Raw genomic sequence first — 13,541 nt, 5'->3', positions numbered from 1 at the left:
AATTAGAAAATTAGAAAATTAGAAAATTAGAAAATTAGAAAATTAGAAATAAGAATATTAAACCACTCTATCGCAATCTACAATCTACAATCTAAAATCAACAATAAAAACAAAAGGTTAATTCAAGCAAAAAGCACTCTAAGTCAAATTTAGAGTGCTTTTTTATTTATCAAGTAATGTGAGAAGGGAATTTATTCTTATAAGAATTCTCCGTGTTGAGAGATATCTAATCCTAGTTCTTCTTTTTCTTCAGAAACTCTTAGTGGAGTAATTTTGTTAACGATGAAAAATAAAGCGTAAGAAGCTACAAAGGCAAAGATTGAAACGATAACCAAAGCAGTTAATTGGTTGATGAATAATGTTGGAGTTCCGAAGATTAAACCTTGGTTATCTCCAACAGCAGGATTTATTGCTTTTGAAGCGAAAACTCCAGTTAAAAGCATACCTACCATACCACCAACACCGTGACAAGCAAATACATCAAGAGCATCGTCGATTTTTCCTTTAGGGAATTTGCTTACTACAATATTACTAACAATTGCAGAGAATAAACCGATAAAGATAGCGTGAGATATACTTACGAAACCAGCCGCAGGCGTAATAGCAACAAGACCTACAACAGCTCCGATACAAGCTCCAAGAGCAGATAATTTGTGTCCTAAAATTTTATCAAGGAAAACCCAAGCCATTGCAGCAGCAGCGGCAGCAACTGTAGTTGTTCCTAAAGCTTGAGCAGCAAGACCGTTTGCCCCTAAAGCAGATCCAGCGTTGAAACCAAACCATCCGAACCAAAGTAAACCTGTTCCTAGTAATACATAAGTAATTCTAGCAGGATTTGCTTTTTGAACTTTTCTTTTTCCTAAGAAAATAGCTCCAGCCAATGCAGCCCATCCAGCACTCATGTGTACTACTGTTCCTCCAGCAAAGTCAAGAACTCCCATCTTGAAGAAAACTCCATCAGGATGCCAAGTCATGTGAGCAAGTGGAGTATATATCAATAATATGAATAAAACCATGAATAGCAAATAAGCCCAGAAACGGATACGTTCTGCAAAAGCACCTGTAATTAATGCAGGAGTAATGATGGCGAATTTTGCCTGAAATAATGCGAATAAAATAAATGGAATTGTTGGTGCAAGGCTCCATGCTGTATTGGTTCCAACTCCTTCAAAGAATAAATTATAAGACGGATTTCCGATAATTCCTCCAATTGTTGGTCCAAAAGCCAATCCAAAAGCAACCACTGTCCATAGAATAGTAACAATTACCATTGCCATAAAACTTTGAAGCATAGTACTAATTACGTTCTTCTTACCTACCATACCTCCGTAGAAAAATCCTAATCCAGGTGTCATTAACAATACAAATGCAGTTGCAACGATCATCCAGGCAGTATCTCCCGTATCAAACTTTACAGCTTCTGCAGGAATTGGGTTGTCTGCAATGATAAAGTTCGAAATAAAGGTTAGTACTAAAATCGTGATAAGAATCACACTTAAAATAATTTTTCGCATAGTTATTTAGTTTTAAATTTTTTATAAAAGTATAAAATGATTTGATACCCCATAAAAAAATAGGGGTATGTGTTTAATTTTTGTTAAATTTAAAATTTAACCCCTATCATTTTGCGTAGATTTCTTAAAACAAACTTAAAATTTACAATTTAGCAACATTCTTTTTTCACTTAACGTCATTTTTGATAATTTTTGGGGTAATTGATTGCTATTTTTTGTAGGATAATAGATATTTGTTGTTTAAAAAACGTCTAGAGTTTGTTGTAAAGAATATTTTTTAATCTTTTTAACAATTTTGGTGATTATTATATAAGAATGGAAAATAGAAAAATTAAATGGGGAATTGTAGGACTTGGAAATATTGCAAGTCAGTTTGCATCAGATTTGTTATTGATTGAAAATGCTGAATTGACGGCAGTTGCGTCCAGAGATTTTTCTAAAGCAGAGCAGTTTGGCGGAAAATACAATACTTTAAGAATGTATAATTCCTATGATTTGCTTTTTGAAGATCCAGAAGTTGAAATTGTGTATATCGCAACTCCTCATAATTCTCATGCCGAATTGTCTATAAAAGCAATGGAAAATGGCAAACACGTTTTATGTGAAAAGCCAATAGCATTATCTTATAACGATGCAGAAAGAATGGTAGAGGCTTCTAAAAAACACAATACATTTTTTATGGAAGCATTTTGGACACGATTTATTCCGTCGGTTCAAGACGTTATGCATAAAATCAATAATGGAGCAATTGGAAACGTCAACTATATAAAAGCCGATTTTGCCTTTCACGGAAGTGAAATAGAAAATAAAAGACTTTTTGATAAAGAATTGGGTGGGGGCGCTTTATTTGATATTGGCGTTTATCCGTTATTTCTCTCCTATATAGTATTAGGAAATCCAAAAGAGATTTTTGCGAAAGCCATCAAACATAAAAACGATATCGATCTGCAGACTTCTATGATTTTGCAATACGACTCGGCACAATCTGTCTTACATGCTTCTATAGTTTCAGATTCTGATATGAAAGCCGTTATCGCTGGAACAGAAGGACGAATAGAATTAAATGCGCCGTGGTTTGTTGCAGACGGTTATTCTTTATTTAAGAACGAAGAAAAGGAAGCTGTTTTTACTTTGCCAACTCTTGGAAAAGGATATTCTCATGAAATTATTGAATGCCAGAATTATATTTTGAATAATGAAATTGAAAGTGAGTTTTGGTCACATCAGAATTGTTTGGATTTGAGTAGGATTGTGGAGGAGGTTAAGAATCAGATTGAGTTACCATTTTAATAATTAAAATTATATGATTGAGAAAACAGAATATCTTGCAAATAAAATAAATGAGTTTGTTGAAAAATATGGAGAAGTACCTCCTCAATGGATTTTCAAAGAAGATTCACATCCTTATAGTATTTTTTGGAGAATGGGAAGTGGTGACGAATTTTGCGACTGTCTTTACATTTGGTTTGTAGAGAATCTTAAAACAACTGAACAAAAACTAGATTATTTTAAGAAATATTCTCCTCCGCCAAGATGGCTAGCTACAGTAATTGAAGATACTTGGGAAGTAGAAGGATGGAACGAACCATTTTTTGATTATACTCCTTATTTAAAAAAACTTGAAGAATATGGTTTTGAAGGTACGTCTGAATATGAAAAAGATTTAGAAGATCAAAAATGGCTTGATATAGAAAATGATTTAAATAAAAAGTAATAAAATATTTACAAAAAATGTTTTGTACTCCTATTTAATTAAATACTTTTACTTTTTATAAGAATTTATTTATTTATGCTAACAAAAGTTTACGGAAGTGCCGTATTTGGTGTTGAGGCCACAACCATTACAGTTGAGGTACATATGGATGCAGGAATAGGATATCATTTAGTAGGTCTTCCTGATAGTGCTATAAAAGAAAGTAGTTTTAGAATTGCGGCGGCGCTCAAAAATAATGGCTATAAGATGCCAGGAAAGCGAATCACTATTAATATGGCTCCGGCAGATCTTCGCAAAGAAGGTTCCTCTTATGATTTGACTTTGACAATGGGAATTCTGGTTGGTTCAGATCAGATAAAAGCTCCTGAAATTGAGCAGTATATCATTATGGGCGAACTTTCTTTAGACGGAAGTCTGCAGCCTATTCGCGGTGCTTTGCCTATTGCCATAAAAGCCAAAGAAGAAGGTTACAAAGGATTTTTTCTTCCGATTCAAAATGTAAAAGAAGCGGCTATTGTAGCAGGTTTAGATGTGTATGGAGTTTCAAATCTCAAAGAAATTATCGATTTTTTCTCAAGAAGAGGAACGCTCCAGCCAACGGTTATCGATACCAGAGCTGAATTCTACAAAACGCTAGACTTTCCAGAATTTGATTTTTCAGATGTTCGCGGACAAGAAAGCATTAAACGCTGTATGGAAATTGCAGCAGCGGGCGGACATAATATTATTTTAATTGGTCCGCCGGGAGCAGGAAAAACAATGCTGGCAAAACGAGTTCCGAGTATTTTGCCACCGATGACTTTGCGTGAAGCTTTGGAAACGACTAAAATTCATAGCGTTGCCGGAAAATTAAAAGAAGTCGGATTAATGAATCAGCGTCCATTTAGAAGTCCGCATCATACTATTTCGAATGTTGCGTTGGTTGGAGGAGGAAGTTATCCGCAGCCTGGCGAAATCTCAATGGCACATAATGGCGTTTTGTTTTTGGATGAATTGCCAGAATTTAAACGTGATGTTTTAGAAGTGATGCGTCAGCCTTTAGAAGATCGTGAAGTGACCATTTCGAGAGCTAAATTTACTATTACTTATCCATCATCTTTTATGCTCGTGGCAAGTATGAACCCAAGTCCAAGCGGATTCTTTAACGATCCGAGTGCGCCAAACACGTCTTCGCCACACGAAATGCAGCGTTATATGAGTAAAATTTCTGGTCCGTTATTGGATCGAATTGATATTCATATTGAAGTGACGCCAGTTCCGTTTGAAAAATTAGCCGAAGAACGAAAAGCAGAAAGCAGTGTGGAAATTCGTAAACGTGTTACCGCTGCGAGGGAAATTCAAACCAAAAGATTTGAAACGGTTGAAAATGTACATTACAATGCCCAAATGAGTAGTAAATTGATTCGAGAATTTTGCGTTTTAGACGAACCTTCAAAAGCATTATTAAAAACCGCAATGGAACGATTAAATCTTTCTGCAAGAGCTTACGATAGGATTTTGAAAGTTTCGAGAACCATCGCCGACTTAGATCATTCAGAAAATATTATTTCGTCTCATATTGCCGAAGCGATTCAATATAGAAGTTTGGATAGAGAAGGGTGGTTGGGGTAAAATAAATAAGCTAATTGACAACACTGTCAATTAGCTTATTTAGTATGACTTATTAAATTATTAAAAGAAAGAATATCCAACAATTAAAGAAGTCGTTTGATATGAAGAGCCCCAATTTGGATTTTCAGCCAAGAGCCCTCTAGGAGTTTGGTATCTTACTTCCGCGCTAAACTTGTCCATAAGTTTCACACCTAACCCTAAACCGAAATTGATGCCCGATTTTATTTCTAATTTATTTAGTTCAGACCCATCATTTCTTGTAACACTTGCTTTAGAATTATTACTGAAATCTATTACGAGTGATCCATTGGCAAATATTTTTGTATTCTTATTAATGAAAAAATAGCGTCTCACACCAATTGGTAATTCAATTGATTTATAATCTACTTTACCAGTAAGAGTACCACCGACCACTTGAGAGCTTGCAATTGTTTGTTCTCCTTTATAATATTGATAAGTAGGTTCAATAATAATTGACCATCTGTCTTTGTTAAAAGGAAGAATAAACTCAGCTTCAATTCCCAGGCTAAAGCTTGATTTTTGACCAAAATCAAAATCTAATCCTTCAAAAATAGAGTTGTCCATAGTTAGTGAACTGTTATTATATCTTGGGCGCACTGTAAGATTGAATAGATCTTTTTTTTCTTTTACTTCAAGGTCAACAAATTCAGAATTAGTGCATTTATTGTATTTAGCGAAAATACGCATTAAAGCATTTTTTGTATAGCTCAGCGTTTCGTATTCGTTTTGCTGAATATTGTCACATTTCAAATCAAGATAAAGCTGTTCTCTAAAATAATTGTTTTTTGCAATTTGGTCTGTGTAGTCTTTAGCACGCTCATTATCTCCACTTGCGAGGTAAGTTTTGTAAACAAGTTGCTTTATTTCAGAATTATTTGTTTTATAAAAGAAACGTCTTACAGTACTGTCATCGTAAAGATATAGAGACGCATTTCCTTCCATAAGCGTTTGAAGGAATAATGTTTCCAAATGAAAAACAGGATTTTTTTCTGTAGTCATGGTTTGAAGATCTTTGGTAGAACGATCAATATTTACTGTAGATCTAATATATTTTTCTTGGCCAGTAACACTAAATTCCTTTACAGTTTTAATATCTGCGTTAATAATTGGAGAACCTTCTGATAATCTATATCTAAAATTGACAGGATTACTTTTCCAGTCCATGTTCTCAATTAAACATTCTGTTTTTTGATTGTTTTCTGTTATGATATAACCTTTTTCGAAAGCTATTTGGGAGATTCCAGTAATAGTAAATAGTAGAGTTAGGGCAGTAAATAAAATTTGTTTTTTCATTAAAAATAATTGAGATTTTAATTTTTTTTTAGTTAATATTTATTTTATGTGGTGCCCAAATATAATGTGTAAATGATCAATTATTTTTACGGGAAACCGTATTTGTTTAATTTTTTGTGATTTTTAAGTAATGATTTTTTAAGTGGTTTTTATTGTTTTTTCTGAATTATAGATAGTTATATCTTTGTTTTGAAGTAAAAAAAATCATAAAAGGAATTTTCCTTTTATGATTTTAGGTTAAACAAAATAGATCGTTTTAAATTTATTAAAATAGCATTTTGATCTCCGTCACAATAAACCTTCTAAATGCTAATATATGTTATTCCTTAACTTGCGGATAAAAGAACTTAAAAGAATTGGCAACAGCAGGATGCAGAACCGTTCCGTGATTTTCTTCAGGGAAATAATCAAAATAGACTTTGATGTTTTTGCTTTTAGAAGCTTTCAGTTTTTCCGTCAGCAAGTTAGCGTCAACTTCCATAACTCTTGGCAGTGCAGTTGGAGCTAAGCCTTCTTTTCCGACAGCGATATAAATTTCTGTTTTTTGATTGAAATTTTCTTTTAGAATTTCAGAATCCAAATCCAATATTGAACCGTTATTCCACCACAAGCTCGGACTCACAATAACATATTTATTAAAAAGAAATGGCTTTTTAAGTAAGATTTCGGTTTCTAATAATCCGCCTAGAGATTGGCCAATTATGGTTTTAGATTCGTTGGTTTTGTATTTTTTATCCATAAAGGGCTGTAATTCTTTTTCGATAAAAGCAATAAACTGATCAGAATGGCCCGTAGTTGGAAAACGACTTTTGTCCTTTTCAACGGTTGTCGGAAAAGTAAAATCTCTTCTGCGGTCGACGGTTGCAATACCCACAACAATAGATTTTGGAACTTGATTGATCCATTCAAAACTGTTAAACTGAACCAACCCAGAAATATGAATGAAATCTTCATCAGCAGAACCGTCCAATAAATAAATTACGGGATATTTTGTTGCTTCAGCAGGATTATAACCTTCAGGAAGATAAATGTTTAGAATTCTTTTTTCGTTTAATTCTTTCGATTGAATTTCATCGATAACGCCTAATATAAAAGGTTTTGAAGTTTCTACGGTTTTAGTTTTATTCTTTTGGCTGAATAACGTAGTTTGGCAAATAAGCAAAAAGATCAGAGCAAAAAATCTGTTCATTGATAGTAAATAAATATTTTATCTAACGAAAATACAAATTTAATAGCAGTTCAAATTTTTTACGCTGACCTTTATTTTTTTGATTTCAGAAATAATTATGCTTTCTCTTCAAAAATTTTATCCAAACCTTCCATAGCAATAGTGAATCCTTCTTTAAAGCCCATTTGTAGGATCGCTTCCAGGTCAGAAAGTTTTTCATGTTTGATTACCACATCAACAAAAGTAGAGCCTTCCTTTTCAGAGAACGTAACATCCCAGTCAGAACGCGGCAACTCGTTGTTTAAATTTCCTTCGCTGTCGCAAAAAGCATCCAACCATTTTACATTTGATTTTGCATCAATCGAAGTATAATCAGCAAGTGCCCAATGTTCTTCGCCTTCTGGACCAACCATTGCGTATAATCTTCGTCCGCCTTCCTTAAATTCCATGCTTTTTGTTTCCGATTTCCACGGAGCTGGCGCCCACCACAAATCCAGAATTTGAGGTTCTGTCCACGCTGACCAAACTTGAGGCAGCGATGCATTAAATTCGCGTTTTACATGTACCGTATTCGTTTCTTTGTTTACGGTAAAATCCATTAAAAGATTATTTTTCATATTCTTAAGATTTTAATTCGACGTTAATTTTATTTCTTTCTACTTTCAAAAATAGTATCCAAAGTTTTCATAGTTGCCGTCATACCTTCTTTAAAGCCCATCTCAACTATTTTCAGTAAATCTTCCAGACTGTCTCTAGTAATGGCGATGTCAACAATAGTTCTTTCTCCTTTTTCAGTAAAATTGATATCCCAATATGAACTGCCAAATTCAGAATTCGGATTTCCTTCAGCGTCGCAAAAAGTGGCAGCATATTTAAAGTTTGTTTTCGGCGAGATTGAGCTATAGTCAAAAGTGCTCCAGCGTTTTTGATCTTCTGGTCCAACCATTGCATAAAGTCTTCTGCCGCCTTCTTTAAACTCCATTATTTTGGTTTCAGATTTAAACGGAAGCGGCGCCCACCACTGATCTAATATTTCGGCTTCTGTCCATGCAGACCATACATCCGAAAGAGGAGCGTCAAATTCTCGTTTAATATTTACCATTTTGTTTTCCTTGTCAATCGAAAAATTCATTAATAGATTACTTTCCATTTTCTTTAGATTTTAAATTCATTAATACTTGATCCAATTGACTAAAACGCTGTTCCCAAATTGCCTTAAATTGTTCCAACCATTGATCGATTTCTTTCATTTTATCAATTTTGAGCTGATAATAAATTTCTCGGCCCAATTTCTTTTCTTCCAATAAATCACATTCATTCAATATTTTAATGTGTTTAGAGACAGCCTGTCTTGTAGTTTGAAACTGCTCCGCAATGGCATTTGGCGTCAATGCACTCGAAGAAATCAAAACTAATATTGCCCTTCTCGTCGGATCGGCAATCGCTTGAAAAATATCTCTTTTCATTTTTTTAAAACATTAATTAGCAACTAATTAGTTGCAAATATACGCAACTTTTTGGTTGCACAATTTAAAAATGAGATTTTTTTTGCTGAAAAGAACTTAAACAAAAAAAGATGCATCAAAAATGCATCTTTTTCATTATAAGTATGTTATATAATTATCTTCTAAATTTATTCTTTACTATGATGTCTTTTAACTTGGTTTTCAGGTCTTCACCTGTATCAAAAACCATCTGTTCGTTATTAGGAAACGCAACAGCGCGTCTGTCAAAATACGCCAAATAATTATCATCGCAAGCACCTCTGTTTCCTTTGTAAGTCGAATAAACATTTTCAAAAACATACTCGCTGCTAATCGGGAAAGTCTGAACTAACTGATTGCTTTTTAAATCTATATAATCAACTTTTGCCGTTAACAAGCAAGATTTAAATTGCCTGAATTCATAAACCGTTGCACGAAGTGTTTTGTAATTATCTACTTTAATTTCTTTGCCTAAACTATCTTTTACGGGTCTTCCTCGGCTGTCCAAAAGTGTTTTTACACCATCTTTTACCTGTCTTTCCTTAATAAATTCCTTCTCCTTAATCTGTTCTGGCGAAATGGCAATCTGTCTAAAACTCAGAATCAGACTGTAATCGTATGTCACATTTTTTTGTCTGGCACTGTGGTAAACCGTCCATTTATCATTCAATCCATAGGTTTTAAAATCAAGCAAATCTTCCTGAAGTACTTTCGGAATCACCATGTTTGTTTCGTTTTTAGCATAAACGTCCACAAAATCTGTTCCTTTAAAAAGTGCATCATCCATCAGCTTTTTTGTGTTTTTGTAGCCTGGATTGATGCTTTCCAAATAAGCAAAATCATCGTAAGCTTTTCTAAAATCCATTTTATTATTCGATTTCAAAAGAGCCGAAGCGTTCTCGTACAAATATTTAGAAAGAGCATTTTTGCTATTTACAATTTCTGTAGAATAATTTTCAAAAGGAAAATACGCGTTTTTTCCCTGCTTCAATAAAGGCAAAGGCAAAATCGGCCTAATTTTTTCCTGACGGTTATTAAGCTGTAAATAAGTAGTATAAATACGCTCAGCATTTGCAGGATTATTCTCTTTATTCAGCATTTCCAAATTGCGACTGTCACGATCCTTCGCTTTTGCAAAAGCTTCTTCCAGTAAATACACATAATCTTGTTTCCCTTTAGAATCCTTTTTGGTGCGAAGCGCTTCAACAGCACGATCAATCGCGCCATCATAATTTCCGTCGCTAAGCATTGATTGTGTTGTTTTTACCCCGCACGACGAGAAGACCAAAAACAATATAGAAAATAGAAAAGTAATTTTTTGCATAGTCTGTTTTTTGAAGGTGTAAATATATCTTTTTTAACTTTCAACAACTATGCCTTTTTCTAATTTATTTAAGGAGCAGAAAAGCTGTTTTTCATAGGAAGCACCTGTCCCGCTGTCCACTATATCTTTTATGGCGAACCCCGCCATAAAAGGATGCCGCTCCCATCGGGGCTAGATTAGAAGTTTAGTTTTTTATAAGAAACATAAAAACGGCTTTCGAGAGCTTTAGGCTTTTAGCAATAACTTTTTAATCAAAACAATTTGTCCTAAATGATAATAACTATGTTCAATCATAGCTTCAATATTTCTTCTGTAAGTTCCGTATTTAACATCTACAAAACCTTCATCGAGTTTTTCATCAGACATTTTTTCTATTAGAGAAGCAAATTCTTCGGCATCATTCCAAAACTGATTCAGAAAAGCATTCCATTGTTCTTGCGAATGAATTGGCGGAAAATCAAAACTAAATTTGTCTTTTATATCCAAAGTTCCGCCTTTAAAAACCTGATTGATTCCTTTGATGTAATAATGAATATGCTGCGCCAAAACCGCAATTGTATTTAAATTCTCAACCGGACTCACCGCAATTTTCCAATCTAGATTCTTGAGCTGATCTTTAAAATTGGTATTTGCAATCCAAGTTCCGTTTAAAATAACTTCTCTAAAACGATTTGCGATTTCTGTTGAGTTTTTCATATTCAAAATAGTTTAAAAGTTTATACCTGCTGAATACATTTCCATTAAGTTTAAATAAAATTTTATATCGAGATATGAATCTAAACATATTTCAGCCACCAATGTTGATTTTCGGCTTTATATTTTCCGAACCAGAGACAAGGTTTATACAGTAATGCCACTACAAATATCCAGATCAAATAAATTGTGCAAATAGGCAGTCCGCTTTCTAAATTTTTAGGTCTGCCAAAAGTTCCCGAAGCAAATTCAAATTGTGACCAATTGAAACCTTGGGCAAAAAGCATGATTAGCGTGAGAATATGGATGACATAAAAATGAACGACGAAATAAAACAAAGGCACTTTTCCGTAAACCAAAGTCACTTTTTTAATGCTGTTTTGAAATTGTTCTGCAAAAGCCAGAAGTAAAAACATTACGCCTAAAGTGGCGAAGCAAAATAGAAGAGAAGGCGGATATTTGGTAACATTCATAAAAGACAAGAAGGTAAAAATCGAATCTTTCTGCGAAGTCCATAATGCTGGATCGCCATAAACATTAATCAATCTGAGGATAACAAATAGAGTCAATGAACTTAAACCAATTTTGATAAAAAGTTTTTTCCTTTTTTCTGCTTCCAACGCAAAGAATTTTCCTGTTGCAAAACCAATCAGCATAATTCCGAGCCACGGAATCGGAGGATAGCCCATTATAAAAGCTCTTTCTGAAAAGGGAAAAACTATTGGGGCAAAAAATGGTGATAAAATAGCTTTTACAACCGAGTTTTCTGCAAATGGAATTGCAGGTAAAAGGTTATGAAAAACAATTATGATTAGGCCAATAATCCCTAATGTTCTGGAACTTATTCTTAATAATAATCCTAGAATTATAAAACCAAAACCTATCGCGGCGATGACTTCAAATAATAGTGTATGAAAACCAATATCAAAGAACAATCCGAAATTGACAACGGTAAATTCTAGGAAAATTAGCCAAAATCCTCTTTTAATTAAATCCTGTCTTTTCTCAGCAAGATTATTTTTATTTTGAAGCGAAAGATAAACCGAAGTTCCTGCCAGAAAGACAAAAATTGGCGCGCACAGATGTGTAATCCATCTTGTGAAAAATAATAATGGAGAAGTTGTCGCCAAATCGGTCGGACTTTGGGTAATCGAATCAACATGCATCAAATCCCGAACATGATCCAGCGCCATAATAATCATTACAATTCCGCGGACAATGTCTATTGATGGCTGTCGTTTCATGAGTTTGATTTTTAAATACTTAAAGTAAAACTAATGAATTATTTGATTTTTTCGATTTATATTCTTCAAACTCCAATTGACGTACTCGTCTCTAATTCTATTTAAATCAAGAGTTTTGGCTGTAATTGTTTGCTGTGGCAGAATTTTTCTAAGAAGTAAATTGACATTAAAATTAGTAATCTTGGTTTGAGAAGGATACATTAAATCAACTTTGCTTGATTTTTCGTTTAAGCTTTCAACATTGTAAACTGAAATTGGTTGCCCAAAATCTTGTAAAAAAGTAAATTCGTACATTTTTATTTCTTCTTTTTGATAGACAAATAATCGGAGAAAATGCCAAGCATCTGTAAAAACTATATGATCTTTATTTTTTTTGTAGTCGTTTACAAAATCATCTAATTTTTTATAATTCTGTATATCTAAATATCGATTTTCAAAGTCTATTTTTTCTTCATAATTATTAGAAAATAGATCTTTCTGATCATTTTTCTTTGCAATCCTGAAGATTTCTTTTTTTGTTGGTTTTACAAAATGTTGACTTAAAAATTCTGGAGTAAAATTTTCTCTATTAGTGTTTAATTCTGTCAATAAGTTTTCAATGCTTTCTTTAGAAATAATAGATTTTGGATCGTTTTTAACTTCAATAGTATCTTTGGTAATCTTTTGATTTTTTACTTTGTCATTTATTTTTAGATGCTTACTAAAAACGAAATCATTATTTTCATTCTTAGTCAATTCAAATATTTCGCTTTTAGAAAATATTCTGTTATTTCCCCAAGAAGAACCTCCAGAAGAATAAAATAACTTAATTTTTTCTACATTTTGCGAAAAGGAACAAAACCAGCTAAATAATAAAACAACAAAAGAAATGCATTTCATTGCTCTAATTTTTCTTTTCTTGTTTAATTTTTATCTGATACACAATTTCCCAAAAAATAATAGAGAAAATGGCATTGGCAAATATGGCTGTTTTTACCTGATACGGATCGTAATCTATAACCAAATGCAAATTGGTAAACTGCAAAGCCAGAAATAAAGCCAAAGTAGCGATTCCGACAGCGCAGATTATATTTAAAATAGCTTTCCATTTCAAACCAAAAAAAGCGTAAATAAGATTTAAAACCGCAAAACCACAACCTAAAGTAATGTAAGGATCTGTTTTTATAACTGCACCCAATGATAATATAAATTGAGTTAGAGTTAAATATAAAAAGAATAAAATAGAGTAAAACAGAATTCGTACTTGTGGTTTCATTTTGAATATTTTTTAAAATTGTAAGATTTTTTTCTTTTATTTACACTTTAGAAAATGAAAACATAAAAAAGATAAAATTATGGATAAATTAATTAATGATTTCAGCTTTGGGTTATTTATGTGGCAGTTTTTAATGATTGTATTTGGTGTTTTTTTACTTTATATACTCTATTTATTATTTAAGTTTTTACGAAAAAATGCTTAAGCCCTTTAGGATATT

At 32.9% G+C, this 13,541-nt stretch carries 14 protein-coding genes; 3 read left to right on the top strand and 11 right to left on the bottom strand.

Annotated features, from left to right (window positions below):
• Positions 1 to 197: 197 nt before the first annotated feature.
• The gene (locus tag AC3E9W_RS10705; protein WP_306158778.1) at positions 198 to 1,514 is read right to left on the bottom strand and encodes an ammonium transporter; all 1,317 of its coding nucleotides are present in this window, start codon (positions 1,512 to 1,514) and stop codon (positions 198 to 200) included.
• 315 nt (positions 1,515 to 1,829) lie between these two features.
• On the opposite strand from AC3E9W_RS10705, the gene AC3E9W_RS10700 reads away from it, so the two are divergent.
• The 3 genes from AC3E9W_RS10700 (at position 1,830) to AC3E9W_RS10690 (ending at position 4,839) form a co-directional block, all read left to right on the top strand.
• On the top strand, positions 1,830 to 2,804 hold the full coding sequence (locus AC3E9W_RS10700; protein WP_488768331.1) for a Gfo/Idh/MocA family protein: 975 nt from the start codon (positions 1,830 to 1,832) through the stop codon (positions 2,802 to 2,804).
• A gap of 13 nt (positions 2,805 to 2,817) precedes the next feature.
• Positions 2,818 to 3,228, top strand: a complete 411-nt coding sequence (locus AC3E9W_RS10695) for a hypothetical protein (RefSeq protein WP_306158774.1) — start codon at positions 2,818 to 2,820, stop codon at positions 3,226 to 3,228.
• A gap of 75 nt (positions 3,229 to 3,303) precedes the next feature.
• The gene (locus tag AC3E9W_RS10690) at positions 3,304 to 4,839 is read left to right on the top strand and encodes a YifB family Mg chelatase-like AAA ATPase (RefSeq protein ID WP_488768330.1); all 1,536 of its coding nucleotides are present in this window, start codon (positions 3,304 to 3,306) and stop codon (positions 4,837 to 4,839) included.
• Between the two features lie 60 nt (positions 4,840 to 4,899).
• On the opposite strand, the gene AC3E9W_RS10685 is transcribed toward AC3E9W_RS10690, so the two are convergent.
• The 10 genes from AC3E9W_RS10685 to AC3E9W_RS10640 form a co-directional block, all read right to left on the bottom strand.
• Entirely contained in the window at positions 4,900 to 6,153 is a 1,254-nt protein-coding gene (locus AC3E9W_RS10685; RefSeq protein WP_456893673.1) for a porin family protein, read from the bottom strand.
• A 319-nt stretch (positions 6,154 to 6,472) separates the two neighbouring features.
• Positions 6,473 to 7,342: an alpha/beta hydrolase gene (locus AC3E9W_RS10680; RefSeq protein WP_488768329.1), complete on the bottom strand. Its 870-nt coding sequence runs from the start codon at positions 7,340 to 7,342 to the stop codon at positions 6,473 to 6,475.
• Between the two features lie 95 nt (positions 7,343 to 7,437).
• On the bottom strand, positions 7,438 to 7,938 hold the full coding sequence (locus tag AC3E9W_RS10675) for an SRPBCC family protein (protein ID WP_456893671.1): 501 nt from the start codon (positions 7,936 to 7,938) through the stop codon (positions 7,438 to 7,440).
• Positions 7,939 to 7,967: 29 nt separating this feature from the next.
• Positions 7,968 to 8,471: an SRPBCC family protein gene (locus AC3E9W_RS10670; RefSeq protein WP_488768328.1), complete on the bottom strand. Its 504-nt coding sequence runs from the start codon at positions 8,469 to 8,471 to the stop codon at positions 7,968 to 7,970.
• Entirely contained in the window at positions 8,461 to 8,787 is a 327-nt protein-coding gene (locus AC3E9W_RS10665; protein ID WP_306158766.1) for an ArsR/SmtB family transcription factor, read from the bottom strand. The genes AC3E9W_RS10670 and AC3E9W_RS10665 overlap by 11 nt, the downstream gene beginning before the upstream one ends.
• A gap of 154 nt (positions 8,788 to 8,941) precedes the next feature.
• Positions 8,942 to 10,129, bottom strand: coding sequence for a hypothetical protein (locus tag AC3E9W_RS10660; RefSeq protein WP_488768327.1), 1,188 nt, complete (start codon positions 10,127 to 10,129; stop codon positions 8,942 to 8,944).
• A gap of 225 nt (positions 10,130 to 10,354) precedes the next feature.
• Positions 10,355 to 10,825 carry a DUF1572 domain-containing protein gene (locus AC3E9W_RS10655; protein ID WP_488768326.1) on the bottom strand — a complete coding sequence of 157 codons (471 nt, stop codon included), beginning with the start codon at positions 10,823 to 10,825 and terminating at the stop codon, positions 10,355 to 10,357.
• A gap of 80 nt (positions 10,826 to 10,905) precedes the next feature.
• Positions 10,906 to 12,066, bottom strand: coding sequence for an acetyltransferase domain-containing protein (locus tag AC3E9W_RS10650; protein ID WP_488768325.1), 1,161 nt, complete (start codon positions 12,064 to 12,066; stop codon positions 10,906 to 10,908).
• Positions 12,067 to 12,096: 30 nt separating this feature from the next.
• The gene (locus AC3E9W_RS10645; protein ID WP_488768324.1) at positions 12,097 to 12,945 is read right to left on the bottom strand and encodes a hypothetical protein; all 849 of its coding nucleotides are present in this window, start codon (positions 12,943 to 12,945) and stop codon (positions 12,097 to 12,099) included.
• Positions 12,946 to 12,949: 4 nt separating this feature from the next.
• Positions 12,950 to 13,321 (bottom strand): hypothetical protein, encoded by a 372-nt coding sequence (locus AC3E9W_RS10640; protein ID WP_488768323.1) that lies wholly within the window; start codon positions 13,319 to 13,321, stop codon positions 12,950 to 12,952.
• Positions 13,322 to 13,541: the final 220 nt, after the last annotated feature.

This window comes from Flavobacterium sp. 38 (assembly GCF_057799715.1).
The sequence above is the reverse complement of the archived record's forward strand: the minus strand, read 5'-3'. Positions and strand labels throughout refer to the sequence as shown.

What these genes read in the sequence shown, in the direction of transcription:
- AC3E9W_RS10705 (WP_306158778.1), bottom strand. Translation starts at nt 1,514, where the DNA reads ATGCGAAAAATTATTTTAAGTGTGATTCTTATCACGATTTTAGTACTA.
- AC3E9W_RS10700 (WP_488768331.1), top strand. Translation starts at nt 1,830, where the DNA reads ATGGAAAATAGAAAAATTAAATGGGGAATTGTAGGACTTGGAAATATT.
- AC3E9W_RS10695 (WP_306158774.1), top strand. Translation starts at nt 2,818, where the DNA reads ATGATTGAGAAAACAGAATATCTTGCAAATAAAATAAATGAGTTTGTT.
- AC3E9W_RS10690 (WP_488768330.1), top strand. Translation starts at nt 3,304, where the DNA reads ATGCTAACAAAAGTTTACGGAAGTGCCGTATTTGGTGTTGAGGCCACA.
- AC3E9W_RS10685 (WP_456893673.1), bottom strand. Translation starts at nt 6,153, where the DNA reads ATGAAAAAACAAATTTTATTTACTGCCCTAACTCTACTATTTACTATT.
- AC3E9W_RS10680 (WP_488768329.1), bottom strand. Translation starts at nt 7,342, where the DNA reads ATGAACAGATTTTTTGCTCTGATCTTTTTGCTTATTTGCCAAACTACG.
- AC3E9W_RS10675 (WP_456893671.1), bottom strand. Translation starts at nt 7,938, where the DNA reads ATGAAAAATAATCTTTTAATGGATTTTACCGTAAACAAAGAAACGAAT.
- AC3E9W_RS10670 (WP_488768328.1), bottom strand. Translation starts at nt 8,471, where the DNA reads ATGGAAAGTAATCTATTAATGAATTTTTCGATTGACAAGGAAAACAAA.
- AC3E9W_RS10665 (WP_306158766.1), bottom strand. Translation starts at nt 8,787, where the DNA reads ATGAAAAGAGATATTTTTCAAGCGATTGCCGATCCGACGAGAAGGGCA.
- AC3E9W_RS10660 (WP_488768327.1), bottom strand. Translation starts at nt 10,129, where the DNA reads ATGCAAAAAATTACTTTTCTATTTTCTATATTGTTTTTGGTCTTCTCG.
- AC3E9W_RS10655 (WP_488768326.1), bottom strand. Translation starts at nt 10,825, where the DNA reads ATGAAAAACTCAACAGAAATCGCAAATCGTTTTAGAGAAGTTATTTTA.
- AC3E9W_RS10650 (WP_488768325.1), bottom strand. Translation starts at nt 12,066, where the DNA reads ATGAAACGACAGCCATCAATAGACATTGTCCGCGGAATTGTAATGATT.
- AC3E9W_RS10645 (WP_488768324.1), bottom strand. Translation starts at nt 12,945, where the DNA reads ATGAAATGCATTTCTTTTGTTGTTTTATTATTTAGCTGGTTTTGTTCC.
- AC3E9W_RS10640 (WP_488768323.1), bottom strand. Translation starts at nt 13,321, where the DNA reads ATGAAACCACAAGTACGAATTCTGTTTTACTCTATTTTATTCTTTTTA.